This is a genomic window from Streptomyces sp. NPDC047515 (assembly GCF_040643055.1).
Lineage (GTDB): Bacteria > Actinomycetota > Actinomycetes > Streptomycetales > Streptomycetaceae > Streptomyces.
Genome location: NZ_JBEYTM010000003.1, coordinates 95,332 through 121,241 on the forward strand (window position 1 = coordinate 95,332; position 25,910 = coordinate 121,241).

Consider the following 25,910-nt stretch of genomic DNA (forward strand, 5'->3'; position numbering starts at 1 on the left):
AGGGCGGCCATCCCGTATGCACGGGGTGGTCGCCCTCCGGCGTGTGCAGGCAGGCGTAAAGTCGATCCCGTCACGCAGGGGTGACGGAGCATGGGGGATTTCGACCGTCCGGGGGAGATGCTTGTGTCGTATCCGTCAAGGCAGCCCGACCGGCTGTCCGCGCAGAGCCCGTCGATGCTGGCCTCGCACGCGGAGCGCGAGCGCGCTGTCGATGTGCTGCGGGCCGGATTCGCGGAGGGGCGTCTTGAGAGCGACGAGTTGGAGAAGCGGGTTGCGCGGGCCCACGCGGCCCGTACGGTGGGGGAGTTGACCCTTCTCGTCGGAGACCTGCCGCAGGGTCCCGCGTTCGCCCAGCCCGCACCCGCCGGGTATTCCGGCGCCGCGGTGCCGGCGACTTTTCTGTCCGCGCCGCAGCCCAGGACGAACGGCAAGGCCAAGGGTGCGCTGATGTTCGGCGTACTGGCTCCGGTGACCTTGGTCACGGGCGTGCCCGCGGTGGTTCTCGGGCACATGGCGCGCAAGGAGATACGCCGCGGCGACGAGCAGGGGGACGGCCTGGCGGTCGCCGGGCTCGTGCTGGGCTGGGTGTCGATCGTCGGCTGGGCGTTGCTCCTGGCAGGGTTCGTCGCAGCGGTGCTCGTCACACGCTGAGGTCGCCGACGCACGGCGTGTCGGCGTGGACAGGATTTGTTTTGACCGGAGTCGACGAGGTAGGTACGCTCAGACCTTGTGCCTGGGGTGTGCCTGGGCTCGTGTGCGTGTCTTCAACCGCATGACGAGTCCGTCAACGGCCACCGCAATCTGCACCCCCTCCTGCCTTGCGGCAGGAGCCTGCAGTATTCGACACACCCGACCGCGTGGGTCGGTGACGTTCCAGGTTAGTTTCACGAACGGCACACAGAAACCGGAGAAGTAGTGCCTACGATCCAGCAGCTGGTCCGGAAGGGCCGGCAGGACAAGGTCGAGAAGAACAAGACGCCCGCACTCGAGGGTTCGCCCCAGCGTCGTGGCGTCTGCACGCGTGTGTTCACGACCACCCCGAAGAAGCCGAACTCGGCACTCCGTAAGGTCGCGCGTGTGCGTCTGACCTCCGGTATCGAGGTCACGGCCTACATCCCGGGTGAGGGGCACAACCTGCAGGAGCACTCCATCGTGCTCGTGCGTGGTGGCCGTGTGAAGGACCTGCCGGGTGTTCGTTACAAGATCATCCGCGGCTCCCTTGACACCCAGGGTGTCAAGAACCGCAAGCAGGCCCGCAGCCGCTACGGCGCCAAGAAGGAGAAGTAAGAATGCCTCGTAAGGGCCCCGCCCCGAAGCGCCCGGTCATCATCGACCCGGTCTACGGTTCTCCTCTTGTCACCTCGCTGATCAACAAGATCCTGCTCAACGGCAAGCGCTCCACCGCCGAGCGGATCGTGTACGGCGCCATGGAAGGCCTCCGCGAGAAGACCGGCAACGACCCGGTCATCACGCTGAAGCGCGCGCTTGAGAACGTCAAGCCCTCGCTCGAGGTCAAGTCCCGCCGTGTCGGTGGCGCCACCTACCAGGTGCCGATCGAGGTCAAGCCCGGTCGCGCCTCCACCCTCGCGCTGCGCTGGCTCGTGGGTTACTCCCGCGCCCGCCGCGAGAAGACCATGACCGAGCGCCTCATGAACGAGCTGCTCGACGCCTCCAACGGTCTTGGCGCTGCCGTCAAGAAGCGTGAGGACACCCACAAGATGGCCGAGTCCAACAAGGCCTTCGCGCACTACCGCTGGTAGTCGCTACCCACATCGAGACCGAGAGAAGATTGAGCCTTATGGCCACCACTTCGCTTGACCTGGCCAAGGTCCGCAACATCGGGATCATGGCCCACATCGACGCGGGCAAGACGACCACCACCGAGCGGATCCTCTTCTACACCGGCGTTTCGTACAAGATCGGTGAAGTCCACGACGGCGCTGCCACGATGGACTGGATGGAGCAGGAGCAGGAGCGCGGCATCACGATCACGTCTGCCGCGACGACCTGCCACTGGCCGCTCAATGATGTTGACCACACCATCAACATCATCGACACCCCGGGTCACGTCGACTTCACCGTCGAGGTGGAGCGTTCGCTCCGCGTCCTCGACGGCGCCGTCACCGTGTTCGACGGTGTGGCGGGCGTCGAGCCGCAGTCCGAGACCGTCTGGCGTCAGGCGGACCGCTACGGCGTGCCGCGTATCTGCTTCGTCAACAAGCTCGACCGCACCGGTGCCGACTTCTTCCGCTGCGTCACCATGATCACGGACCGCCTCGGCGCGACCCCGATCGTGATGCAGCTCCCCATCGGTGCCGAGGCCGACTTCACCGGCGTCGTCGACCTCGTGACGATGAAGGCGTTCGTCTACCCCGCCGAGGCGACCAAGGGCGAGGCGTACGACATCGTCGACATCCCGGCCAACCTGGTCGAGGCTGCCGACGAATGGCGCGCCAAGCTCCTCGAGGCCGCCGCGGAGAACGACGAGACGCTCATGGAGCTCTACCTGGAGGGCGAAGAGCCTTCCGCGGAGCAGCTCTACGAGGGCATCCGTCGCATCACCATCAACTCGGGCAAGGGCGGCGAGACGACCGTCACCCCCGTGTTCTGCGGCACCGCGTTCAAGAACAAGGGCGTCCAGCCCCTGCTCGACGCCGTCGTGCGCTACCTCCCCTCCCCTCTGGACGTCGAGGCCATCGAGGGCCACAGCGTCAAGGACCCGGAGGAGGTCGTCAAGCGCAAGCCGTCCGAGGACGAGCCGCTCGCGGCCCTCGCGTTCAAGATCATGAGCGACCCGCACCTCGGCAAGCTCACCTTCGTCCGGGTCTACTCGGGTCGCCTGGAGTCCGGCACCGCGGTTCTGAACTCCGTCAAGGGCAAGAAGGAGCGCATCGGCAAGATCTACCGCATGCACGCGAACAAGCGTGAGGAGATCGAGTCGGTGGGCGCGGGCGACATCATCGCCGTCATGGGCCTGAAGCAGACCACCACCGGTGAGACGCTGTGCGACGACAAGAACCCGGTGATCCTGGAGTCCATGGACTTCCCGGCGCCGGTCATCCAGGTCGCCATCGAGCCCAAGTCCAAGGGTGACCAGGAGAAGCTGGGTGTCGCCATCCAGCGGCTCTCGGAGGAGGACCCCTCCTTCCAGGTCCACTCGGACGAGGAGACCGGCCAGACCATCATCGGTGGTATGGGCGAGCTCCACCTCGAGGTGCTCGTCGACCGCATGAAGCGCGAGTTCCGCGTCGAGGCCAACGTCGGCAAGCCCCAGGTCGCGTACCGCGAGACGATCCGCAAGGCCGTCGAGCGCATCGACTACACCCACAAGAAGCAGACCGGTGGTACCGGTCAGTTCGCCAAGGTGCAGATCGCGATCGAGCCCATCGAGAGCGGCGAGACCTCGTACGAGTTCGTCAACAAGGTCACCGGTGGCCGCATCCCCCGTGAGTACATCCCCTCGGTGGACGCGGGTGCTCAGGAAGCCATGCAGTTCGGCATCCTGGCCGGCTACGAGATGGTGGGCGTCCGCGTCATCCTTCTCGACGGTGGCTACCACGAGGTCGACTCCTCCGAGCTGGCGTTCAAGATCGCCGGTTCGCAGGCGTTCAAGGAGGGTGCCCGCAAGGCGTCCCCCGTGCTCCTTGAGCCGATGATGGCCATCGAGGTGACCACGCCCGAGGACTACATGGGCGATGTCATCGGTGACATCAACTCCCGCCGTGGCCAGATCCAGGCCATGGAGGAGCGCAGCGGCGCTCGCGTCGTGAAGGGCCTCGTGCCCCTTTCGGAGATGTTCGGCTACGTCGGAGACCTCCGCAGCAAGACCTCGGGTCGCGCAAGCTACTCGATGCAGTTCGACTCCTACGCCGAGGTTCCGCGGAACGTCGCCGAGGAGATCATCGCGAAGGCCAAGGGCGAGTAACTCTCCCGAGCTCACGCTTTAGGCTTGTCACCGGAGTCTGGTGGGGCATTCGTCGCAGAGCGCAAGCAATGTGGTGAATGCCCCCCGGCCCCGGCATCCCAGCAAAGATCACCTGGCGCCGATGAAGCAAGGCGTACAGAACCACTCCACAGGAGGACCCAGTGGCGAAGGCGAAGTTCGAGCGGACTAAGCCGCACGTCAACATCGGCACCATCGGTCACATCGACCACGGTAAGACGACCCTCACGGCCGCCATTACCAAGGTGCTGCACGACGCGTACCCGGACCTGAACGAGGCCTCGGCCTTCGACCAGATCGACAAGGCTCCCGAGGAGCGCCAGCGCGGTATCACCATCTCGATCGCGCACGTCGAGTACCAGACGGAGTCGCGTCACTACGCGCACGTCGACTGCCCGGGTCACGCCGACTACATCAAGAACATGATCACGGGTGCGGCGCAGATGGACGGCGCCATCCTCGTGGTCGCCGCCACCGACGGCCCGATGCCGCAGACCAAGGAGCACGTGCTCCTGGCCCGCCAGGTCGGCGTTCCGTACATCGTCGTCGCCCTGAACAAGGCCGACATGGTGGACGACGAGGAGATCCTGGAGCTCGTCGAGCTCGAGGTCCGTGAGCTCCTCTCCGAGTACGAGTTCCCGGGCGACGACGTTCCGGTCGTCAAGGTCTCGGCGCTCAAGGCCCTTGAGGGCGACAAGGAGTGGGGCCAGTCCGTCCTCGACCTGATGAAGGCCGTCGACGAGGCGATCCCGCAGCCCGAGCGTGACGTCGACAAGCCGTTCCTGATGCCGATCGAGGACGTCTTCACGATCACCGGTCGTGGCACCGTCGTCACCGGTCGTATCGAGCGTGGTGTCCTGAAGGTCAACGAGACCGTCGACATCGTCGGTATCAAGACCGAGAAGACCACCACCACGGTCACCGGCATCGAGATGTTCCGCAAGCTGCTCGACGAGGGCCAGGCCGGTGAGAACGTCGGTCTGCTCCTCCGTGGCATCAAGCGCGAGGACGTCGAGCGCGGCCAGGTCATCATCAAGCCCGGTTCGGTCACGCCGCACACCGAGTTCGAGGCCCAGGCCTACATCCTGTCGAAGGACGAGGGTGGCCGTCACACCCCGTTCTTCAACAACTACCGCCCGCAGTTCTACTTCCGTACCACGGACGTGACGGGCGTTGTGACCCTTCCCGAGGGCACCGAGATGGTCATGCCGGGCGACAACACCGTCATGAACGTCGCGCTGATCCAGCCGGTCGCCATGGAAGAGGGCCTGAAGTTCGCCATCCGTGAGGGTGGCCGGACCGTGGGCGCCGGCCAGGTCACCAAGATCGTCAAGTAATCACCTGACTGTCTGACCTGGTTGCTCCGCACAGAGCACCAAGAAGGGCCCCTGCCCACCGCGCAAGTGGTGGACCGGGGCCCTTCGGCATGTGTCCGACGTCACGCGGGCCCGCGTCGGCCCACGGTGTCGCGTTGAGGTGCGAGGCCCCGCGGCGTCTGCGGGTGTCGGATTCGGACCGTGGTGCGGCTGCCGCTCGGCAGTGGCAGCCGGACCAGCAGACGAAAGTGTCCCGGTGACGGCCGCTCGGCGGTCGCGGTTCCGCCGAGCGCGGCGGCGCGGGCGGCGAGGGAGAGGTGGTTGCGGACGGTGCGAACGGAGAGGAACAGTTCGGCCGCCGTCTCGGCGGCGCCCATGCCCTGGGCGGCCAGGCGGAGGATCTCGGTCTCGCGCGGGGTGAGCGGGGAGGCGCCGGCGCTGCGCTCCTCGGCGAGCAGACCGGAGTCGTAGACCGTGCCGCCCGCCGCCACCGTGCGGATCGCGGCCACCACTTGCCTGGCCGAGGCCGACTTCAGCAGGTAACCGGCTGCGCCCGCTTCCCGGGCTGCTCGCAGGTGTCCTGGCCGGTCGAGCACGGTCAGGACGAGCGTGCGGCACGAAGTCAGCCGTTCGGTGAGTTCACGGGCGGTGGTGACGCCGTCCTGACCGGGCATGGCCACGTCCAGCACCGCCGCATCGGGCCGGGTGGCCAGAGCGGCCGGGAACACCTCGTCGCCGTGGGCGGCCTGGGCCACGACGTCGATGCCGGGCTCGCGCCCCAGCACGGCGACGAGTCCCTCCCGTACGACCGTCATGTCCTCGGCGATCAGCGCCTTGATCGTGATCAAAGGATGTCAGCCGCGGTCCTTCGGCATGCGCCCACCTGAGTCGTCAGGCCTGCTGGGGGCGCCAGAGCCAGGGGTGGGCGTCGACCCCCAGCGCCACCACCGTCGGCCGCCCGCCCTTTCCGACGTGCAGCGCGGGGCCGTCCAGCGCCACGGGGCCGCGCTGTCGTACGAAGAGCTCTCCGTCGCTACGGACCTGGATCAGGCCCTTCTCGGTGCGGCCGAGGAGTACCGCGCGTTGCGACGACCCGCCGGCGGTGATCGGCCCGTACCCGTCGAAGCCCACCCGGTCCTCGATCAGCCGCCCGTACCCGTCGATGCCGGTCTCCGCCGCCGTCTCCCCGGTCCGTACGGTCGTCAGAGCCGCCTTCGCCGCCGCGCGGTAGTACAGCTCGACGCCCCCGTCCGCCCCGGGCAGCGCGGCCGGGCCGTCGCCGGGCACCGGCACCCCGCTGATCTGGGTGCGCGCGGTGACCTCGTCCCTGGGCGTGTCCTGCGTCCAGTGGTGCACCGCGAAACGGCCCGCCGCGAACACATGGACACACCCCGCGTCGTCCACCACGGCACTCAGCCCGTCCTGGATCTCGCCGCCACCCGTGTCCCGCCATCCGCTCCACCGGCCGGCCGTGTCCCGTACCCGCGTACTGAGGCCCTTCTCCGCGTTCCGTACGAAGAGGTGGACCCGTCCGTCGGGGGCGGTGATCGCGACCGGGACGCCGATCCGGCGCCCGGTCTCCGCATTCGGCTCGGGGTTGCCCAGCCCCTGCCAGGCATGGAAGTCGCCGCCCGGGGAGAGCTGTTCCAGTACGACGATCTCGCGTTCGTTGTCCCCGCCGTGTCCGCTGAGCGCGGCGAACCACAGCCCGAAGAGCAACTGCCGCCCGTCCGGCAGGGGCGCGCCGCCCAGGATCGGTGCGAGCGGGCCGCCGCCGAGGTCGTCCGGTGTGCCCCACATCCCGCTGCCCGGCGCGCTCTCGCGCCAGCGCACCGCCCGCAGCCCCAGCACCCCGTACGCGACGAGCCGGCCGTCCGGGTGGGTGGCGACGACGGGCCGTGGGCCCGGGTAGCGGTAGTGGGTGGCCCGCACCCAGCCCTTCCGGTTGGTCAGCGGTCGGTTGCCGCCCACGTTGTAGTCCCCGCAGCCCGCCGGGTTGCCGCACCGCCAGTCGGCCGCGCCCCCGTACGGCACCAGGTGCGAAGCCTTCTCGGCCAGCACGGCGGGCGGCAGGTTCTTGGGCCAGTGCCGGTTGTAGTAGCCGCGGAACGCCGTGGTGGCGAAGCTCGGCACCTTGCCGCCCACGGCGGTGGTCCGGGCCACCCACCGGATCAGCGCCGTCCAGGTGAACAACGCCGCCGCGGTGTGGTCGGGGTGGTCGGAGTAGCCCTTCTGCTCGCTGTCCCGTCGCCGGACGAGCTCGCTGCTGTGCTGGATGTCGGGGTCCGGGTCCATGGTGTGCACGATGCTCGGCCGATAGTGGTCGAACAGCCCGTCCAGGACATCGACGAGTTCGTCGTAGGTGTACGAACCCGCCTTCTGGAGCGGTGAGGCGTCGGCTACGACGGTGGGCAGGACGAGCCGTCGGTCCTGCCAGAGACTGGGCAGCCCGAGGCGCCCGTACGAGGTGTGCATGGCGGTGTTGATGAAAATCAGCTCGACCCTGTGGCCGCCGTTTCCGAGGCTGTTGATCTCGGCGTGATGGTTGCCGCGGAGATCGATGACGGACTTCTGCCACTTCGTGAACCTGTCGAGGCCGAGCAGTGTCGCGTACGCCTGGCGGAGCCCCTGGTGACGTGAGGAGGAGTACGCCGCCTTGTCGGGGGCGGGCCGTGGCCGGCCGGGGACGCGGTTGACGCCGGTGTCCTCGCCCGCGGTCAGATAGACGCAGACCAGCGGTGTCCCGGCGTCGAGCGCCTGCTGGGTGTCCGGGTTCATGAAGTACAGGTCGTCGTCCGGGTGGGCGAGGACCTGCATCATCAGGGCCGGGTGCGGGGTGCTGATCGGCAGGCCGGGCAGCGGGTCGGCGGTGGGGCTGCGGCGGCGGGGCGGTGCGGGCGCGATGCAGGCGGCGAGGGCGGTCAGGCTCATCGCACCGGCGGCCGTCAGCAGGGTGCGCCGCGACAGCCCCGTACGGGATGTGCGCAACGCAGATCGATCCGTCACACCGTGCTCCGTCCACTTCCCCCGCAGCGGGCGACTGTGCGGCCCTGCGCCGCGTGCCGATTCCTTGCGGGCGGCGGAGGGGGGCGAGCCGCTGCCGCGGGGGGATAGACGGAGAATCCGGAGGGCGGGTTGCCTGGGCTTCTGCGGGTGTGGGCCGGACGGCGCGGCACCGGATGACGCCGCGCCCCTTGATCAGTACGCCGGGGTGCGCACCATGAACACGTCGATCGGGTCCTGGCGCTCCTCGGTGAAGCCGTGCCGCTCGTAGAGCGCGCGGGCAGCGCTGCCCTGCAGCACGTCCAGGCGTACGGTCATGCCTTCCTCGTCGGCCCGCGCGAGCAGCGAGCGCAGCACGCCGGTGCCGATGCCGCGTCCCTGGAGGGCGGGGGAGAGATAGAAGTTCTCCAGCCACAGCCCGCCCTCGACCGGCCGCAGGGTGACGCAGCCCGCGAACACACCGTCCACGAGGATGACGGAGGTGTGCTCCGGCGCGTACCCGTCCCGAAGCCGCTGCCGTACGCGGTGTTCGTCGTAGCGCCCGAGCCGCTCCAGGTCGGGACGCATCACGGTGGCCCGCAGCTCGGCCATGACCTCGACGTCCTCGGGCTCGGCGGGGCGCAGGGCCCAGGCCTCGGTGGTGCTCGTGTTCACGTGGGGATTCTCGCAGTCCGGCTGTCGTCGGTCTTCGTCACCGCAGTTCCGGCGCGGCCGCCACACCGGCCCGGCGCAGCCCCGCTTCCGGGATGCCGCGCAGCAGCCGGGCGCCGATCTCCGCGAGCCGGGTCTCGTCCGGCGGGGTGCGGCCCAGGCCGATGGCGTACTGGACGAGGGAGGCGTCGGCGGCGACCGGGCGGGGCCAGGCGTGGGCGTCCGGGGAGCCCGCTTCCGCGAGGGCGGCGAGCAGGGCCGGCAGCCGGCCCCGGAGGCGTCCCTCGTCGGGGCCGGGCGGTACGGAGACGATCGCCCAGGCGGCGTGCCGCAGGCGCAGCGGCGGCGGGGCGCAGAGCAGGGCGTGCGGTACGGGCCCGGTGTCGGCGGCGGACTCCAGGATCTCCCAGGCGTCAAAGAGTTCCTCGGCGACGAGATCGCGGCCCGCGGGGGAGACCTGCGAGGTGCAGGAGCGGACGGGGGCGGTCGGGGTCAGCACGGTGAGAGGGGACGCGTCCGGCGGCGTGGGACCGGAGCCGACCGGCCGGCTCCAGTCCCACGCGGCCCAGGTCGCGAAGAAGTGCCGGAGCAGGGGGAGCGGCTGCAGATCCCCGGCCTCGTGGGCGGTACGGGCCGCCAGCACGGTCCACGCCAGGCCCGGCAGTCCGCCGCACGGGGCGGAGTCCAGGCCGCGCGCCCGCGCCCATCCCTTCACCTCGCGGGCGAGCCGGGTGAACGCGTCCCGGTGCGGGTCCGCCGTCGCGAGCACCGCGTCCGCGTCGCTCACCGCGCCGAGCGCCGTCGCCGCGGCCTCGCCCAGTTCGGCGCGGCGGGCGGCCGCCTCGACGGGGGGAGAGGCTGCCCGTCGCGGCCGTCACCAGGTCCACCCGGAGCCCGGCGAGGCCGAAGCGCAGTCCGGGTACGCGGGCTCCGGTCACCTCGCGCAGGCCGACGGCGTCCGGCAGGGCGGCGTTCAGCCGCTCCCGTGCCCCCGAAAGATCCCCGTCCCCGGGCAGCGCCGCGACCAGGTCCACATCGGCGCCGGGCAGCGCACAGCCCATCCGTCGTGAACCGACCAGGTGGACGCGCGCCTCCGGCAGGGCGGCGGCCACCCGGCGTACGAGATCCGCCGCCGCGGCGCCGTCGTCCGCCTCCGCCCCGGTCAGCTCCGCCCGCACCCCGAAGTGGTCCGATATGTACAGCCCTTCGGCGTCGGCACGTCGCCCAGCAGCACCGCCGAAACGGGCCGCAGCCGCTCAGAGCCTGTCGGGCGGCCTCTGATCGGGCGGCCACGCCCTGGCACGCACTCCCCCAAGGCCTTAAGGGCCAGGGGGACCCCCTCCCGCGTTGTCGAAATGTCCTAGTAGCTCCATCCCCGAGCTCTCAGCTTCGTTCGAGCAGGGGAGACCCCATCCGAGGACATCCCGGCGCCTTGGAATCGCACGCACCAGATCGCGTCCGCTGTCCGATCGAAGGCCGCCCGACAGGCTCTCAGAGCGGAGCAGCACCCGGTCCAGCCGGGACACCCGTCCGGTCAGGGAGGAGACGGCCGCCAGCGGGTTGACGGACGGATCGAAGGTCGGCGTCCGGTCGTCGGCGCCGTGCACCCGGCTCCAGACATCGGGCATTCCCAGCCGCTGCTGTGGCGTGTCCCCGCCGTCGTTGAAGTCGCCGAGCAGCGTCACATCGCCCTCGATGGCGGCCAACCCCGTTGCCAGATCGGCCAGTTCGGCGTCGCGCCGGGCCGCGCCGTTCGCCGAGTGGTCGCTGCTGAGATGGGTGACCGCGACCGTGACGGGCCCCTCCGCGCTCTCCACGACCACGGCGGCGACCGCCTTGTGCGGGCCGAGAACGTGCAGGCCCGCCTCCCGCACGGGGAGTCTGCTGAGCAGCAGCAGACCGCAGTCGGCGGCATCCCGGCCGGCCGGATCGGCCCAGAAGGTGTAGCTCCCGCGGACCCAGGGCGCGGACAGCAGCAGAGCGACCAGGGCGGGCTCGGCCTCCTGCAGGGCGATGACGTCGGCGTCCGCCGCATGCAGGGCGTCGAGGAGGAGCGGCCGGCGCCGGGCGGTGTCGATGCGGTCGCCGTCGTAGCGGTCCCAGAGGGTGTTCCAGGTCAGCAGCGTCAGGGGAGCGGGCGGCGCGGATGCCGGGATGCCCTCGGGCACGGGCGCCCAGGCGTCCTTCGGCGCGGAGAACGCGTGCGGCGTGCGGGAAGTGAAGTACGGGGACGGCAGCCGGCGCGGGGCGCGTACCCGCCCGGCGTCCGTCGCGTCGATCCGGTCCACACCCGAGGGCCGGTCCCACACCACCTCGCCGTCCGCCTCGAAGAACAGCACCCGGTGCCAGGGAATCTCCCCGCCGGGCGTGAACCGGTGCAGCGGCATCCGTTCCGGCCCCGCCCCGCGCTGCGCCACGCCCATCACGAAGCGCGCCGGGTCGAACCGGGCGTCCCAGCGGACCCGGTGGTAGATCTCCTCGCTGGTACGCATCTACGCCCGGTCCTCCACGGTTCCGCTCGCGCCGATGTACCAGGTGCGGTGCGCCTGGCCGGGATACGGGGGTACGAACCGGCGCAGCTGCGAGGTCAGCACCTGAGGGGGCACCGGGTGGGTGCGGCGTGCGTTGCGGCGCAGGAGCTCCGCCCCGTCGACCAGGGCCACGGCGTGGGTCAGCAGCGCGTCCCTGCGCCGGGCGACGGCGTGTACCAGGGAATCCCCCGGCGCCGTGCCCGCGGCGGCGGCCAGTGCCGCCGCGTCGACGGGCGCCCCGGAGCGTACGGCCCACAGGGCGGCGGCCGGACCGAGTCCGTTCTCCACGACGGAGGCGTGCATCCAGTGCGTATCGGTCCGCACATGGCCGGGCCGCACCCACTTCGCCACCCGGCGCCCGAACTCCGGCGCGTTGAGCCCGTCCACGGGCCTGACGACGTACCCCTCCTGCCGCCCGGTGTCCGGCCTCAGCGCACGCAGCGCCTTCTCGGCACGCGCGTCGAACACCCCCCCGCCACAGCACCGGCGGCACCGGAATCCCCAGCTCGCGCAGGAACACCACGGTCCGGTCCCAGTCGAGACAGCGCTCCGCGTCCCACACGGAGAAGCCGTAGAAGTAGCTCTCCAGGTTTCCGTACGGGATCGAGTGGAGCGCGAACATGTTCTCCCCGCACACCCGCAGGCCCTCGGGGATCCGGGCGCCGATCCGGCCCTGGAGCGCCTTCACCCAGCCCCGTGAGGGGTGGTGGGCGGAATCGAGGGAGCGGGCGTGCAGGCCTCGGCGTAGAGGGTGGTGTTCTCGCCGTCCAGCTTCTCGGTGACGACGACCTCGCGGCCCGTCAGCCCGGAGAGATCCGCGATCCGTACGTCGTCCGAGGCGGCCCCCGGGGACCAGGGCAGATGAGGGGTGCGTGGATAGTGCGTACGCATGATCGATGCCCCTGGTGACGACGGCGTGCCCGGCCGGTCACTGTAGGGGCGGGGGCGTACGGCACTCGACCGAATTACGACGGGCGCCGCCCGGCACTGCTCCCCCTGCGCTCCCGCGTTTGACCGAGCGAGCGCGCGGGGTAAGATCCTCAGCCCGATTGGCCAGGGTCACACCCCGTATGGCACACTGACCAGGTTGCTCGGTTGAGTGTCAATGCTGCGCGCCTCCCGCCGGGAGGACCGGAAGCGAGTCCCACAGTACTCGTCGACCCCCTGCGGGTCGGACGTACGGGAATCTTCCGGGAAGCGTCAGTGGGGCACAGGCCAGGCACCCGGTGGGTGTTCCGCCCCCGACAGCTCTTGATTGAGCACAGCGCGGTCCTCGGGCCCGCACCCCCTTGGTTGGGAAATCCTTCGGGAGATCTGCGTAGAGGGGATGCGACACGCCCGACCGCGTGGGTCGGAGACGGAGTCGTCAGAGCCCTCGGGTTCCAGAGCGTTATGAGAGACAGGACTACTAGTAGCCATGGCGGGACAGAAGATCCGCATCCGGCTCAAGGCCTACGACCACGAGGTCATCGACTCCTCGGCGAAGAAGATCGTCGAGACGGTGACCCGCACTGGTGCGTCGGTCGCGGGCCCGGTGCCGCTGCCCACTGAGAAGAACGTGTACTGCGTCATCAAGTCGCCGCACAAGTACAAGGACTCGCGCGAGCACTTCGAGATGCGGACGCACAAGCGCCTCATCGACATCCTCGACCCCACGCCGAAGACGGTTGACTCGCTGATGCGTCTCGACCTGCCGGCGGGCGTCGACATCGAGATCAAGCTCTGAGGTGACGCGCGAGATGGCTAAGAACATTAAGGGCGTTCTGGGCGAGAAGCTCGGCATGACCCAGGTCTGGGACGAGAACAACCGGGTCGTCCCGGTGACCGTCGTCAAGGCCGGGCCCTGCGTCGTCACCCAGGTCCGCACCAACGACAGCGACGGCTACGAGGCAGTCCAGATCGCCTTCGGCGAGATCGACCCCCGCAAGGTGAACAAGCCCCTCAAGGGTCACTTCGCCAAGGCCGACGTGACCCCGCGCCGCCACCTGGTGGAGCTCCGCACCCCTGACGCCAGCGAGTACACGCTGGGCCAGGAGGTCACTGCCGAGGTGTTCGAGTCCGGCGTCAAGGTCGACGTCACGGGCAAGAGCAAGGGCAAGGGCTTCGCCGGTGTGATGAAGCGTCACAACTTCAAGGGTGGCAAGGCGTCCCACGGTGCCCACCGTGTGCACCGCATGCCCGGCTCCATCGGTGGCTGTGCCACCCCCGGCCGTGTCTTCAAGGGCATGCGCATGGCGGGTCGCATGGGCAACGAGCGTGTCACCACCCAGAACCTGACCATCCACGCGGTTGACGCGGAGAAGGGTCTGCTCCTCATCAAGGGCGCAGTCCCCGGTCCGAACGGCGGCCTCGTCCTGGTCCGTACCGCGGCCAAGGGGGCTTGAGGTAATGAGCACCATTGACATCCTTTCGCCGGCAGGCGACAAGGCCGGTACCGTCGAGCTCCCCGCGGAGATCTTCGACGCCAAGACCAGCGTTCCGCTGATCCACCAGGTCGTTGTCGCACAGCTGGCCGCTGCCCGTCAGGGCACGCACAAGACCAAGACCCGCGGCGAAGTCCGTGGCGGTGGCCGCAAGCCGTACCGCCAGAAGGGCACCGGCCGCGCGCGCCAGGGTTCGACCCGTGCGCCGCAGTTCGTCGGCGGTGGCGTCGTCCACGGCCCGCAGCCGCGTGACTACTCGCAGCGGACCCCGAAGAAGATGAAGGCCGCCGCCCTGCGCGGTGCCCTCTCGGACCGGGCCCGTCACTCCCGCATCCACGTCGTCACCGGCGTGGTCGAGGGTGCCGTCTCCACCAAGGCCGCCAAGACGCTGTTCGGCAAGATCTCGGAGCGCAAGAACCTGCTCCTGGTCGTCGACCGCGCCGACGAGGCCGCGTGGCTGTCCGCCCGCAACCTGCCCCAGGTGCACATCCTGGAGCCGGGCCAGCTGAACACGTACGACGTGATCGTCTCTGACGACGTGGTCTTCACCCAGGCCGCCTTCGAGTCCTTCGTGTCTGGCCCCCAGACCGCTGAGACCGAAGGGAGCGACGCCTGATGAGTGAGGCGACCGTTACCAGCAAGACCTACTCGGACCCGCGCGACGTTCTTGTCAAGCCGGTCGTTTCCGAGAAGAGCTACGCGCTGCTCGACGAGAACAAGTACACGTTCATCGTCGCGCCCGGCTCCAACAAGACCCAGATCAAGCAGGCCGTGGAAGCGGTCTTCTCGGTCAAGGTCACCGGGGTCAACACGATCAACCGGCAGGGTAAGCGCAAGCGCACCAAGACCGGTTTCGGCAAGCGCGCTGACACCAAGCGCGCCATCGTGACCCTCGCCGAGGGCGACCGTATCGACATCTTCGGCGGTCCGACCGCCTAAGGGCGGTCTGGATCGTCCGGAATCGGACGAGGACTGAGAAATGGGTATCCGCAAGTACAAGCCGACGACCCCGGGCCGTCGTGGCTCCAGCGTCGCCGACTTTGTCGAGATCACGCGGTCCACGCCGGAGAAGTCGCTGGTCCGCCCGCTGCACAGCAAGGGCGGCCGTAACAACGCCGGTCGTGTGACCGTTCGCCACCAGGGCGGTGGCCACAAGCGCGCCTACCGAGTGATCGACTTCCGTCGTCACGACAAGGACGGCGTGCCGGCCAAGGTCGCGCACATCGAGTACGACCCCAACCGCACCGCGCGCATCGCGCTCCTGCACTACGCGGACGGCGAGAAGCGCTACATCATCGCGCCGCGTGGCCTGACGCAGGGCGACCGTGTCGAGAACGGCCCGGCCGCCGACATCAAGCCCGGCAACAACCTGGCGCTGCGCAACATCCCGGTCGGTACGACCATCCACGCCATCGAGCTGCGGCCCGGCGGCGGCGCGAAGTTCGCCCGTTCCGCGGGTGCCTCCGTGCAGCTGCTGGCGAAGGAGGGCACCATGGCCCACCTTCGTATGCCGTCGGGTGAGATCCGCCTGGTCGACGCCCGCTGCCGCGCCACGATCGGCGAGGTCGGCAACGCCGAGCAGTCGAACATCAACTGGGGCAAGGCCGGCCGCATGCGCTGGAAGGGCGTCCGCCCGACCGTCCGCGGTGTCGCGATGAACCCGGTTGACCACCCGCACGGTGGTGGTGAGGGCAAGACCTCCGGTGGTCGCCACCCGGTCTCGCCGTGGGGTCAGAAGGAGGGTCGTACTCGCTCGCCGAAGAAGGCATCGAGCAAGTACATCGTCCGCCGCCGCAAGACGAACAAGAAGCGCTAGGAGCGGGTTTAGATGCCGCGCAGTCTCAAGAAGGGGCCCTTCGTCGACGGCCACCTCATCAAGAAGGTGGACGTACAGAACGAGGCCGGCACCAAGAACGTCATCAAGACCTGGTCCCGTCGCTCGATGATCGTCCCGGCCATGCTGGGTCACACCATCGCGGTGCACAACGGCAAGATCCACGTCCCGGTGTTCGTCACCGAGTCGATGGTCGGCCACAAGCTCGGCGAGTTCTCGCCGACTCGCACCTTCCGCGGCCACGTCAAGGACGACCGGAAGTCGAAGCGCCGCTAACGCGGGGTGACTGACTATGACTTACACCGAAGGGACAACCATGGAAGCCAGGGCCCAGGCGCGGTACATCCGCGTCACGCCCATGAAGGCCCGCCGCGTGGTGGACCTCATCCGTGGCATGGATGCCACGGAGGCTCAGGCGGTCCTGCGTTTCGCCCCGCAGGCCGCGAGCGTGCCGGTTGGCAAGGTGCTGGACAGCGCCATCGCCAACGCCGCACACAACTACGACCACACCGACGCCTCTTCGCTGGTCATCAGCGAGGCGTACGTGGACGAGGGCCCGACCCTGAAGCGGTTCCGTCCGCGTGCTCAGGGCCGTGCCTACCGGATCCGTAAGCGGACCAGCCACATCACCGTGGTCGTCAGCAGCAAGGAAGGAACCCGGTAATGGGCCAGAAGGTAAACCCGCACGGGTTCCGGCTCGGCATTACCACGGACTTCAAGTCCCGTTGGTACGCCGACAAGCTGTACAAGGACTACGTCAAGGAAGACGTCGCCATTCGTCGCATGATGACGAAGGGCATGGAGCGGGCCGGCATCTCGAAGGTCGAGATCGAGCGCACCCGCGACCGCGTCCGCGTTGACATCCACACCGCCCGCCCGGGCATCGTCATCGGTCGCCGCGGCGCCGAGGCCGACCGCATCCGTGGCGAGCTGGAGAAGCTGACCGGCAAGCAGGTCCAGCTGAACATCCTCGAGGTCAAGAACCCCGAGGTCGACGCTCAGCTGGTGGCCCAGGCCGTCGCCGAGCAGCTCTCCTCCCGCGTCTCCTTCCGTCGTGCCATGCGCAAGAGCATGCAGAGCTCGATGAAGGCCGGCGCCAAGGGCATCAAGATCCAGTGCGGTGGCCGCCTCGGCGGTGCCGAGATGTCCCGTTCGGAGTTCTACCGCGAGGGCCGTGTGCCCCTGCACACGCTCCGCGCGAACGTCGACTACGGCTTCTTCGAGGCCAAGACGACCTTCGGCCGCATCGGCGTGAAGGTCTGGATCTACAAGGGCGACGTCAAGAACATCGCCGAGGTCCGCGCCGAGAACGCCGCTGCCCGCGCCGGCAACCGCCCGGCCCGTGGCGGCGCTGACCGCCCGGCCGGCCGTGGTGGCCGTGGTGGCGAGCGTGGCGGTCGCGGTCGCAAGCCGCAGCAGCAGTCGGCTCCGGCTGCCGAGGCCCCCAAGGCCGAGGCTCCCGCCGCTGCCGCTCCGGCTGCTGAGAGCACCGGAACGGAGGCCTGACCGAAATGCTGATCCCCCGTAGGGTCAAGCACCGCAAGCAGCACCACCCGAAGCGCAGCGGTATGTCCAAGGGTGGCACGCAGGTTGCGTTCGGCGAGTACGGCATCCAGGCGCTGACCCCGGCGTACGTGACGAACCGTCAGATCGAGGCAGCTCGTATCGCGATGACCCGTCACATCAAGCGTGGCGGCAAGGTCTGGATCAACATCTACCCGGACCGTCCCCTGACGAAGAAGCCGGCCGAGACCCGCATGGGTTCCGGTAAGGGTTCTCCCGAGTGGTGGATCGCGAACGTCAAGCCGGGTCGGGTGATGTTCGAGCTGTCCTACCCGAACGAGAAGATTGCTCGTGAGGCGCTCACCCGCGCTGCTCACAAGCTTCCGATGAAGTGCCGGATCGTTCGGCGCGAGGCAGGTGAGTCGTGATGTCGGCCGGTACCAAGGCGTCCGAGCTGCGCGAGCTGGGCAACGAGGAGCTCCTCAACAAGCTCCGCGAGGCCAAGGAAGAGCTGTTCAACCTCCGCTTCCAGGCGGCGACGGGGCAGCTCGAGAACCACGGCCGGCTCAAGTCCGTCCGTAAGGACATCGCCCGGATCTACACCCTGATGCGCGAGCGCGAGCTGGGCATCGAGACGGTGGAGAGCGCCTGATGAGCGAGAAGACTGTGACTGAGACGACTGCAAGCAAGAGCGACGCTGTCGCGGGCGACCGCGGTTTCCGCAAGACCCGTGAGGGTCTGGTCGTCAGCGACAAGATGGACAAGACCGTCGTCGTCGCTGTCGAGGACCGTGTCAAGCACGCGCTGTACGGCAAGGTCATCCGCCGTACGAACAAGCTCAAGGCGCACGACGAGCAGAACGCCGCCGGCGTCGGCGACCGCGTCCTCCTGATGGAGACCCGGCCGCTGTCCGCCACGAAGCGGTGGCGCGTCGTCGAGATCCTCGAGAAGGCCAAGTAATTCCTGAGGGGCATTCCCCTCAGGCAGGTTCCGCCAGGCTCGGTGGGGTCCGCTCCGGTGACGGAGTGGCCCCCACCGGGAACCGGCAGACGATCAGGAGATAGACGTGATCCAGCAGGAGTCGCGACTTCGCGTCGCCGACAACACGGGTGCGAAGGAAATCCTCACCATCCGTGTTCTCGGTGGTTCGGGTCGCCGCTACGCGGGCATCGGTGACGTCATCGTCGCCACCGTCAAGGACGCGATCCCCGGTGGCAACGTGAAGAAGGGTGACGTCGTCAAGGCCGTCATCGTTCGCACCGTCAAGGAGCGTCGCCGTCAGGATGGCTCGTACATCCGCTTCGACGAGAACGCCGCCGTCATTCTGAAGAACGACGGTGACCCCCGCGGCACCCGCATCTTCGGCCCGGTGGGCCGGGAACTGCGCGAGAAGAAGTTCATGAAGATCATCTCGCTCGCGCCGGAGGTGCTGTAAGCATGAAGATCAAGAAGGGCGACCTGGTTCAGGTCATCACCGGTAAGGACAAGGGCAAGCAGGGCAAGGTCATCGTGGCCTACCCCGCTCAGGACCGCGTCCTCGTCGAGGGTGTCAACCGGGTCAAGAAGCACACCAAGGCCGGCCAGACCGCTCGCGGTTCGCAGACCGGTGGCATCGTCACGACCGAGGCCCCCATCCACGTGAGCAACGTTCAGCTCGTCGTGGAGAAGGACGGCAACAAGGTCGTCACGCGCGTCGGTTACCGCTTCGACGACGAAGGCAACAAGATCCGCGTTGCCAAGCGGACGGGTGAGGACATCTGATGGCTACCACCACCACTCCGCGTCTGAAGACGAAGTACCGCGAGGAAATCGCCGGCAAGCTGCGTGAGGAGTTCTCCTACGAGAACGTCATGCAGATCCCCGGCCTGGTCAAGATCGTGGTCAACATGGGTGTGGGCGACGCCGCCCGCGACTCCAAGCTGATCGACGGCGCCGTGCGCGACCTCACCACGATCACCGGCCAGAAGCCGGCCGTCACCAAGGCCCGCAAGTCCATCGCGCAGTTCAAGCTGCGCGAGGGCCAGCCGATCGGCTGCCACGTCACCCTGCGCGGTGACCGGATGTGGGAGTTCCTGGACCGTACGCTGTCGCTCGCGCTGCCGCGTATCCGTGACTTCCGTGGCCTGTCGCCGAAGCAGTTCGACGGCCGTGGCAACTACACCTTCGGTCTCACGGAGCAGGTCATGTTCCACGAGATCGACCAGGACAAGATCGACCGGGTCCGGGGCATGGACATCACCGTGGTCACCACGGCGACCAATGACGACGAGGGTCGTGCCCTCCTTCGTCACCTCGGCTTCCCGTTCAAGGAGAACTGACCGTGGCGAAGAAGGCTCTGATCGCTAAGGCCGCCCGTAAGCCGAAGTTCGGCGTTCGCGGGTACACCCGCTGCCAGCGCTGCGGCCGGCCCCACTCCGTCTACCGCAAGTTCGGCCTGTGCCGCGTGTGCCTTCGTGAGATGGCTCACCGTGGCGAGCTGCCGGGCGTGACCAAGAGCTCCTGGTAATTCTCCTTCGCCCTCCGGGCGTTGGGAATTGACGGAAGCTCTCGGTAAGCATCTGGTCGGCAGGAGTCCGGCCTCACATGCCGTAGGCTTGTGGGGTTGGGCGCCTGCCGCCCTAGACCGACTTACTACGCCGTAGGTCCCCGCACCGCACCCGTCCTGCCTCTGAGTGGGGAGAGGGATGGCGCATACAGGAAACCCCGGCGAGAGAGGCCGAAGGCCAATTCATGACCATGACTGATCCCATCGCAGACATGCTCACGCGTCTGCGCAACGCGAACTCGGCGTACCACGACTCCGTCGTGATGCCGCACAGCAAGATCAAGTCGCACATCGCGGAGATCCTCCAGCAGGAGGGCTTCATCACCGGCTGGAAGGTCGAGGACGCCGAGGTCGGCAAGAACCTCGTCCTGGAGCTGAAGTTCGGCCCGAACCGCGAGCGCTCGATCGCCGGCATCAAGCGCATCTCGAAGCCGGGTCTGCGTGTTTACGCAAAGTCCACCAACCTGCCGAAGGTTCTCGGCGGCCTGGGCGTGGCGATCATCTCCACGTCCCACGGTCTCCTGACCGGCCAGCAGGCCAGCAAGAAGGGCGTAGGTGGGGAAGTCCTCGCCTACGTCTGGTAGTCGGGAACGGAGGAATAGCTCATGTCGCGAATCGGCAAGCTCCCCATCCAGGTTCCCGCCGGTGTGGACGTCACCATCGATGGCCGCACGGTCGCGGTGAAGGGTCCCAAGGGCACCCTCACGCACACCGTCGCGTCGCCGATCGAGGTCACCAAGGGTGAGGACGGCTTCCTCAGCGTCACCCGCCCGAACGACGAGCGTCAGAACAAGGCCCTGCACGGCCTGTCCCGCACGCTGGTGGCGAACATGATCACCGGTGTGACCCAGGGATACATCAAGGCGCTCGAGATCAGTGGTGTCGGTTACCGCGTCCAGGCGAAGGGCTCCAACCTGGAGTTCGCCCTGGGCTACAGCCACCCGATCCTGATCGAGGCCCCGGAGGGCATCACCTTCAAGGTGGAGTCCCCCACGAAGTTCTCCGTCGAGGGCATCGACAAGCAGAAGGTCGGCGAGACCGCGGCCAAGATCCGCAAGCTGCGGAAGCCTGACCCGTACAAGGCCAAGGGCGTCAAGTACGCCGGCGAGGTCATCCGCCGCAAGGTCGGAAAGGCTGGTAAGTAGCCATGGCATACGGCGTGAAGATCGCCAAGGGCGACGCCTACAAGCGTGCCGCCCTCAAGCGTCGCCACATCCGTGTCCGCAAGCACATCTCCGGTTCGCCGGAGCGTCCGCGCTTGGTCGTGACGCGGTCCAACCGCCACATGGTGGCTCAGGTCATCGACGACATCGCGGGCCACACGCTCGCGTCGGCGTCGACCCTGGACGTCTCCATCCGTGGTGGCGAGGGCGACAAGAGCACCCAGGCCAAGCAGGTCGGCGCCCTGGTCGCTGAGCGCGCCAAGGCCGCAGGCGTCGAGGCCGTCGTGTTTGACCGCGGTGGTAACCAGTACGCCGGGCGGATTGCCGCTCTGGCTGACGCCGCCCGTGAAGCCGGGCTGAAGTTCTAAGCCCCGGTTCCTACGCACAGCGGACGTAACAGAGAGAGGTAAATCCAATGGCTGGACCCCAGCGCCGCGGAAGCGGTGCCGGTGGCGGCGAGCGGCGGGACCGGAAGGGCCGTGACGGCGGCGCAGCTGCCGCCGAGAAGACCGCGTACGTTGAGCGCGTCGTCGCGATCAACCGCGTCGCCAAGGTTGTGAAGGGTGGTCGTCGCTTCAGCTTCACCGCGCTGGTCGTGGTGGGCGATGGTGACGGCACCGTCGGTGTCGGCTACGGCAAGGCCAAGGAAGTTCCCGCGGCCATCGCCAAGGGCGTGGAAGAAGCCAAGAAGAACTTCTTCAAGGTTCCGCGCATCCAGGGCACCATTCCTCACCCGATCCAGGGCGAGAAGGCTGCGGGCGTCGTCCTGCTCAAGCCTGCTTCCCCCGGTACCGGTGTGATCGCCGGTGGCCCGGTGCGCGCCGTTCTGGAGTGCGCCGGCGTTCACGACATCCTGTCGAAGTCGCTCGGCTCCGACAACGCGATCAACATCGTGCACGCGACCGTGGCGGCCCTCAAGGGCCTGCAGCGTCCCGAGGAGATCGCGGCCCGCCGCGGTCTGCCGCTCGAGGACGTCGCCCCCGCGGCCCTGCTTCGTGCGCGTGCGGGAGCGGGTGCGTAATGGCTCGCCTCAAGATCACGCAGACGAAGTCGTACATCGGCAGCAAGCAGAACCACCGCGACACCCTGCGTTCGCTCGGGCTCAAGCGCCTGAACGACGTGGTCGTCAAGGAGGACCGTCCCGAGTTCCGCGGCATGGCTCACACCGTCCGCCACCTCGTGACGGTTGAGGAGGTCGACTGACATGGCGGAGAACAAGCCGCTGAAGGCCCATGACCTCCGGCCCGCCCCGGGCGCCAAGACCGCCAAGACCCGTGTGGGTCGTGGTGAGGCGTCCAAGGGTAAGACCGCTGGTCGTGGTACCAAGGGCACCAAGGCCCGTTACCAGGTTCCGGAGCGCTTCGAGGGTGGGCAGATGCCCCTCCACATGCGTCTCCCGAAGCTCAAGGGCTTCAAGAACCCGTTCCGCACCGAGTACCAGGTCGTGAACCTGGACAAGCTCGCGACGCTCTACCCCGAGGGTGGAGAGGTCACCGTGGCCGACCTGGTCGCCAAGGGTGCGGTGCGCAACAACCACCTCGTCAAGGTCCTCGGACAGGGCGAGATCTCCGTGGCACTGCAGGTTTCGGTTGACGCCGTCTCCGGCTCCGCCAAGGAGAAGATTGCCGCCGCCGGCGGCACCGTCACCGAGCTCGTCTGAGACAACTCGATGGCCTGAACATCCGACCGGGGATGCCTCTCATTTGAGGCATCCCCGGTTGGTCGTTCCTAGGTGGGCATGGTCGCCGGTAAGGTGGCGTGCGTTGTTGTGTGGTAACCCCTCGGGCACCCGCCCAGGGACTTTTGACTGTTACGTATTCGTCGATCCTCAAGACCGTCACCTCTACGCATTGCGCGGGGGTCGCAGGAGGCACCGTGCTCACCGCGTTCGCCCGGGCGTTCAAGACGCCCGACCTGCGCAAGAAGCTGCTCTTCACGCTCGGCATCATCGTGCTCTACCGGCTCGGGGCACACATCCCCGTACCGGGCGTGAGCTACGAGAACGTCCAGACCTGTGTTGATCAGGCCAGCAAGGGCAACAACAGCCTCTTCGGCCTGGTGAACATGTTCAGCGGTGGTGCACTGCTGCAGATCACGATCTTCGCGCTCGGCATCATGCCGTACATCACGGCCAGCATCATTCTCCAGCTGCTGACCGTGGTCATTCCCCGACTTGAGGCGCTCAAGAAGGAGGGGCAGTCCGGCCAGGCCAAGATCACGCAGTACACGCGTTATCTGACCGTGGCGCTCGCCATCCTCCAGGGCACCGGCCTGGTGGCCACCGCCACCAGCGGCGCGCTCTTCAGCGGCTGCCCGGTCGCCGACCAGATCGTTCCGAACCAGTCGATCTTCACCACCATCGTCATGGTGATCACCATGACCGCGGGCACCGCCGCCGTCATGTGGCTCGGTGAGCTCATCACCGACCGCGGCATCGGCAACGGCATGTCGATCCTGATGTTCATCTCGATCGCCGCCAGCTTCCCCGGCGCCCTGTGGGCCATCAAGACCAGCGGCAAGCTGGCCGACGGCTGGATCGAGTTCGGCACCGTCATCCTGATCGGCTTCGTGATGGTGGGCCTCGTCGTCTTCGTCGAGCAGGCCCAGCGCCGTATCCCGGTGCAGTACGCGAAGCGCATGATCGGCCGCAGGTCGTACGGCGGTACCTCGACGTACATTCCGCTGAAGGTGAATCAGGCGGGTGTGATTCCCGTCATCTTCGCTTCTTCGCTGCTCTACATCCCCGCCCTGATCGTCCAGTTCTCCAACTCCACCGCGGGCTGGGCGACCTGGATCAAGGACAACTTCGTCAAGGGCGACCACCCGTACTACATCACGGCGTACTTCCTGTTGATCGTCTTCTTCGCCTTCTTCTATGTGGCGATTTCGTTCAACCCCGAGGAAGTCGCCGACAACATGAAGAAGTATGGTGGGTTCATCCCGGGTATCCGGGCTGGTCGACCTACTGCCGAGTACCTGAGCTACGTGCTCAACAGGATCACTTGGCCGGGCTCGCTGTACCTGGGTCTGATCGCTCTGGTGCCGACGATGGCGTTGGCAGGCTTCGGTGGCGCTAACCAGAACTTCCCGTTCGGCGGGACGAGCATCCTCATCATCGTGGGTGTGGGTCTGGAGACCGTGAAGCAGATCGAGAGTCAGCTCCAGCAGCGCAATTACGAAGGGTTCCTCCGCTGATGCGAATCGTCCTCGTCGGGCCGCCCGGTGCCGGCAAGGGAACGCAGGCTGCGTACCTTGCCAAGAACCTGTCGATTCCGCACATCTCCACGGGCGATCTCTTCCGCGCCAACATCAGCCAGGGCACCGACCTTGGCAAGCAGGCCCGCGCCTACATGGACGCGGGGCAGCTGGTGCCGGACGAGGTCACCATCGCGATGGCCAAGGACCGCATGTCCCAGCCCGACGCCGTGAACGGCTTCCTGCTGGACGGCTTCCCGCGCAATGTGGGTCAGGCCGAGGCTCTTGACGCGATGCTCAAGGACGAGGGCGTGAAGCTGGACGCGGTTCTCGACCTGGAGGTCCCCGAGGACGAGGTCGTCAAACGGATCGCGGGTCGCCGGATCTGCCGCAACGACAGCGCGCACGTCTTCCACGTGACGTACAACCCGCCGAAGGCCGAAGGCGTCTGCGACTCCTGCGGCGGCGAGCTGTACCAGCGCGACGACGACTCCGAGGAGACGGTCCGCACTCGGCTGGAGGTCTACCACACGCAGACCGAGCCGATCATCGACTACTACAGGGCCCAGAACCTGGTGGTCACCATCTCCGCGCTCGGCAAGGTCACCGAGGTGACCGAGCGGGCGATGGAGGCTCTCGGGTCCGAGAAGGCCTGAGGGGCAGTCCCCGCAGTACTCGTACAGTCGGCCGCGGCGTCCATGGGCGTCGCGGCCGACTGTTTGCGCCGTATCGTTGTGTACGCCGCACCCCGTCACCGTTCGATGCAGTTCGATGCAGAGAGGCGCCGCGTAATGGTGCAGATCAAGACCCCCGAGCAGATCGCGAAGATGCGTGAGGCGGGGCTGGTGGTCGCTGCCATTCACGCGGCCACCCGTGAGGCGGCGGTGCCCGGCGCCACCACCCTGGACCTGGACCAGGTGGCCCGCAAGGTGATCGCCGATCACGGTGCGAAGTCGAACTTCCTCGGGTACGGCGGGTTCCCCGCGACCATCTGCACTTCGGTCAACGAGGTCGTCGTCCACGGCATCCCGGACGACAAGACCGTCCTCAAGGACGGCGACATCATCTCCATCGACGCCGGCGCGATCGTCGACGGCTGGCACGGGGACGCCGCGTACACGGCGTTCGTGGGCACCGGTCACGCTCCGGAGCTCATCGAGCTCTCCCGGGTGACGGAGGAGTCCATGTGGGCCGGTATCGCCGCGATGAAGGTGAACAACCGCCTCGTCGACATCTCGAAGGCGATCGAGTCCTGCATCCGCCGCCAGCCGCGTCCGGCCACCGGCAAGTACGGGATCATCGAGGACTACGGCGGCCACGGCATCGGCACCGAGATGCACATGGACCCGCACCTTTTGAACTACGTCGCCCGGAAGCGGGGCAAGGGAATCAAGCTCGTGCCCGGCGTCTGCCTGGCCATCGAGCCGATGGTCTCCCTCGGCACGCCGCAGACCGAGGTGCTCCAGGACGACTGGACCGTGATCACCACGGACGGCACCTGGTCCTCCCACTGGGAGCACTCGATCGCCCTCACCGAGCAGGGCCCCCTGGTCCTGACCGCCCCCGACTGCGGCAAGGCGAAGCTGGCCCAGTACGGAATCGAGACGGCGCCGGACCCTTGCGCGGGGTCCTGAGGACCGGGGCGGGCCTCATGGGCTGATTTGACCCCCTTGTGGAGGTCTAAGGATCTCCCGCGGTGGGCAAACTTGACGGATTCGTCTTTTGGGGTCCGCTGACGTAGACTGACGCGTCGGCTCTTGTGCATCCGTGTGTCCACATGTGATACCGAAAGTCGATCAAGGT

General features: G+C 67.9%; 32 protein-coding genes and 2 pseudogenes. 29 read left to right on the forward strand and 5 right to left on the reverse strand.

The window, feature by feature from the left end; translation table 11 throughout:
• Positions 1-117 precede the first annotated feature (117 nt).
• The 5 genes from ABZ826_RS03270 (at position 118) to tuf (ending at position 5,280) form a co-directional block, all read left to right on the forward strand.
• Positions 118-651, forward strand: coding sequence for a DUF1707 and DUF4190 domain-containing protein (locus tag ABZ826_RS03270; protein ID WP_361441807.1), 534 nt, complete (start codon positions 118-120; stop codon positions 649-651).
• 264 nt (positions 652-915) lie between these two features.
• Entirely contained in the window at positions 916-1,287 is a 372-nt protein-coding gene (gene rpsL, locus ABZ826_RS03275) for a 30S ribosomal protein S12 (RefSeq protein ID WP_003948652.1), read from the forward strand.
• Positions 1,288-1,289: 2 nt separating this feature from the next.
• Entirely contained in the window at positions 1,290-1,760 is a 471-nt protein-coding gene (gene rpsG / locus ABZ826_RS03280) for a 30S ribosomal protein S7 (RefSeq protein WP_093897234.1), read from the forward strand.
• A 38-nt stretch (positions 1,761-1,798) separates the two neighbouring features.
• Positions 1,799-3,925, forward strand: a complete 2,127-nt coding sequence (fusA, locus tag ABZ826_RS03285; RefSeq protein ID WP_361441405.1) for an elongation factor G — start codon at positions 1,799-1,801, stop codon at positions 3,923-3,925.
• Positions 3,926-4,086: 161 nt separating this feature from the next.
• Positions 4,087-5,280: an elongation factor Tu gene (gene tuf, locus ABZ826_RS03290; RefSeq protein ID WP_351078042.1), complete on the forward strand. Its 1,194-nt coding sequence runs from the start codon at positions 4,087-4,089 to the stop codon at positions 5,278-5,280.
• Between the two features lie 101 nt (positions 5,281-5,381).
• Here tuf and ABZ826_RS03295 read toward each other — a convergent pair whose 3' ends face one another.
• The 5 genes and pseudogenes from ABZ826_RS03295 to ABZ826_RS03315 form a co-directional block, all read right to left on the reverse strand.
• Positions 5,382-6,107: a response regulator transcription factor gene (locus ABZ826_RS03295; RefSeq protein WP_361441408.1), complete on the reverse strand. Its 726-nt coding sequence runs from the start codon at positions 6,105-6,107 to the stop codon at positions 5,382-5,384.
• Positions 6,108-6,150: 43 nt separating this feature from the next.
• The gene (locus ABZ826_RS03300) at positions 6,151-8,190 is read right to left on the reverse strand and encodes a PIG-L family deacetylase (protein WP_361441810.1); all 2,040 of its coding nucleotides are present in this window, start codon (positions 8,188-8,190) and stop codon (positions 6,151-6,153) included.
• Between the two features lie 267 nt (positions 8,191-8,457).
• A complete protein-coding gene (locus ABZ826_RS03305; protein ID WP_361441411.1) occupies positions 8,458-8,916 on the reverse strand; it encodes a GNAT family N-acetyltransferase in 459 nt (152 codons plus the stop codon).
• Positions 8,917-8,953: 37 nt separating this feature from the next.
• Positions 8,954-11,405, reverse strand: a pseudogene (locus ABZ826_RS03310) (poly(A) polymerase).
• Positions 11,406-12,335 (reverse strand): annotated as a pseudogene (locus ABZ826_RS03315) (RNA ligase family protein).
• A 526-nt stretch (positions 12,336-12,861) separates the two neighbouring features.
• Here ABZ826_RS03315 and rpsJ point away from each other — a divergent pair.
• The 24 genes from rpsJ (at position 12,862) to map (ending at position 25,741) form a co-directional block, all read left to right on the forward strand.
• Entirely contained in the window at positions 12,862-13,170 is a 309-nt protein-coding gene (rpsJ, locus tag ABZ826_RS03320; RefSeq protein ID WP_003948644.1) for a 30S ribosomal protein S10, read from the forward strand.
• Between the two features lie 13 nt (positions 13,171-13,183).
• Positions 13,184-13,828 (forward strand): 50S ribosomal protein L3, encoded by a 645-nt coding sequence (gene rplC / locus ABZ826_RS03325; RefSeq protein WP_093897290.1) that lies wholly within the window; start codon positions 13,184-13,186, stop codon positions 13,826-13,828.
• Between the two features lie 4 nt (positions 13,829-13,832).
• Entirely contained in the window at positions 13,833-14,483 is a 651-nt protein-coding gene (gene rplD / locus ABZ826_RS03330) for a 50S ribosomal protein L4 (protein ID WP_361441415.1), read from the forward strand.
• Positions 14,483-14,806, forward strand: coding sequence for a 50S ribosomal protein L23 (gene rplW, locus ABZ826_RS03335; RefSeq protein WP_093897250.1), 324 nt, complete (start codon positions 14,483-14,485; stop codon positions 14,804-14,806). The genes rplD and rplW overlap by 1 nt, the downstream gene beginning before the upstream one ends.
• Positions 14,807-14,846: 40 nt before the next feature.
• Complete coding sequence (rplB, locus tag ABZ826_RS03340) at positions 14,847-15,683, forward strand: 50S ribosomal protein L2 (protein WP_093773282.1); 837 nt, start codon at positions 14,847-14,849, stop codon at positions 15,681-15,683.
• A 12-nt stretch (positions 15,684-15,695) separates the two neighbouring features.
• Positions 15,696-15,977, forward strand: coding sequence for a 30S ribosomal protein S19 (rpsS, locus tag ABZ826_RS03345; protein WP_003966956.1), 282 nt, complete (start codon positions 15,696-15,698; stop codon positions 15,975-15,977).
• A 40-nt stretch (positions 15,978-16,017) separates the two neighbouring features.
• The gene (rplV, locus tag ABZ826_RS03350) at positions 16,018-16,365 is read left to right on the forward strand and encodes a 50S ribosomal protein L22 (RefSeq protein ID WP_004571827.1); all 348 of its coding nucleotides are present in this window, start codon (positions 16,018-16,020) and stop codon (positions 16,363-16,365) included.
• Entirely contained in the window at positions 16,365-17,207 is an 843-nt protein-coding gene (gene rpsC / locus ABZ826_RS03355; protein ID WP_093540760.1) for a 30S ribosomal protein S3, read from the forward strand. The genes rplV and rpsC overlap by 1 nt, the downstream gene beginning before the upstream one ends.
• A 5-nt stretch (positions 17,208-17,212) precedes the next feature.
• On the forward strand, positions 17,213-17,632 hold the full coding sequence (rplP, locus tag ABZ826_RS03360; RefSeq protein ID WP_014047785.1) for a 50S ribosomal protein L16: 420 nt from the start codon (positions 17,213-17,215) through the stop codon (positions 17,630-17,632).
• Positions 17,632-17,856 (forward strand): 50S ribosomal protein L29, encoded by a 225-nt coding sequence (rpmC, locus tag ABZ826_RS03365; protein ID WP_015035581.1) that lies wholly within the window; start codon positions 17,632-17,634, stop codon positions 17,854-17,856. The genes rplP and rpmC overlap by 1 nt, the downstream gene beginning before the upstream one ends.
• A complete protein-coding gene (rpsQ, locus tag ABZ826_RS03370) occupies positions 17,856-18,164 on the forward strand; it encodes a 30S ribosomal protein S17 (protein WP_361441421.1) in 309 nt (102 codons plus the stop codon). The genes rpmC and rpsQ overlap by 1 nt, the downstream gene beginning before the upstream one ends.
• 106 nt (positions 18,165-18,270) lie before the next feature.
• A complete protein-coding gene (gene rplN, locus ABZ826_RS03375; protein ID WP_003966950.1) occupies positions 18,271-18,639 on the forward strand; it encodes a 50S ribosomal protein L14 in 369 nt (122 codons plus the stop codon).
• 2 nt (positions 18,640-18,641) lie between these two features.
• A complete protein-coding gene (gene rplX, locus ABZ826_RS03380; RefSeq protein ID WP_003966949.1) occupies positions 18,642-18,965 on the forward strand; it encodes a 50S ribosomal protein L24 in 324 nt (107 codons plus the stop codon).
• Positions 18,965-19,522, forward strand: a complete 558-nt coding sequence (gene rplE, locus ABZ826_RS03385; protein WP_189544134.1) for a 50S ribosomal protein L5 — start codon at positions 18,965-18,967, stop codon at positions 19,520-19,522. Before rplX ends, rplE begins: the two co-directional genes overlap by 1 nt.
• 2 nt (positions 19,523-19,524) lie before the next feature.
• Positions 19,525-19,710, forward strand: a complete 186-nt coding sequence (locus ABZ826_RS03390) for a type Z 30S ribosomal protein S14 (protein WP_003948630.1) — start codon at positions 19,525-19,527, stop codon at positions 19,708-19,710.
• A gap of 224 nt (positions 19,711-19,934) precedes the next feature.
• On the forward strand, positions 19,935-20,333 hold the full coding sequence (gene rpsH / locus ABZ826_RS03395) for a 30S ribosomal protein S8 (protein ID WP_037688013.1): 399 nt from the start codon (positions 19,935-19,937) through the stop codon (positions 20,331-20,333).
• A 21-nt stretch (positions 20,334-20,354) separates the two neighbouring features.
• Positions 20,355-20,894 carry a 50S ribosomal protein L6 gene (rplF, locus tag ABZ826_RS03400; RefSeq protein WP_361441426.1) on the forward strand — a complete coding sequence of 180 codons (540 nt, stop codon included), beginning with the start codon at positions 20,355-20,357 and terminating at the stop codon, positions 20,892-20,894.
• 2 nt (positions 20,895-20,896) lie between these two features.
• Complete coding sequence (gene rplR / locus ABZ826_RS03405; RefSeq protein WP_093540756.1) at positions 20,897-21,280, forward strand: 50S ribosomal protein L18; 384 nt, start codon at positions 20,897-20,899, stop codon at positions 21,278-21,280.
• A 47-nt stretch (positions 21,281-21,327) separates the two neighbouring features.
• A complete protein-coding gene (gene rpsE, locus ABZ826_RS03410) occupies positions 21,328-21,933 on the forward strand; it encodes a 30S ribosomal protein S5 (RefSeq protein ID WP_030914151.1) in 606 nt (201 codons plus the stop codon).
• Positions 21,933-22,115 carry a 50S ribosomal protein L30 gene (gene rpmD, locus ABZ826_RS03415; protein WP_030914154.1) on the forward strand — a complete coding sequence of 61 codons (183 nt, stop codon included), beginning with the start codon at positions 21,933-21,935 and terminating at the stop codon, positions 22,113-22,115. The genes rpsE and rpmD overlap by 1 nt, the downstream gene beginning before the upstream one ends.
• Position 22,116: 1 nt before the next feature.
• Positions 22,117-22,572: a 50S ribosomal protein L15 gene (gene rplO / locus ABZ826_RS03420; protein WP_018550610.1), complete on the forward strand. Its 456-nt coding sequence runs from the start codon at positions 22,117-22,119 to the stop codon at positions 22,570-22,572.
• Between the two features lie 215 nt (positions 22,573-22,787).
• Entirely contained in the window at positions 22,788-24,107 is a 1,320-nt protein-coding gene (secY, locus tag ABZ826_RS03425) for a preprotein translocase subunit SecY (RefSeq protein WP_329818620.1), read from the forward strand.
• A complete protein-coding gene (locus tag ABZ826_RS03430) occupies positions 24,107-24,763 on the forward strand; it encodes an adenylate kinase (RefSeq protein ID WP_361441433.1) in 657 nt (218 codons plus the stop codon). Before secY ends, ABZ826_RS03430 begins: the two co-directional genes overlap by 1 nt.
• Before the next feature lie 135 nt (positions 24,764-24,898).
• Positions 24,899-25,741 carry a type I methionyl aminopeptidase gene (map, locus tag ABZ826_RS03435; protein ID WP_361441436.1) on the forward strand — a complete coding sequence of 281 codons (843 nt, stop codon included), beginning with the start codon at positions 24,899-24,901 and terminating at the stop codon, positions 25,739-25,741.
• Positions 25,742-25,910 lie beyond the last annotated feature (169 nt).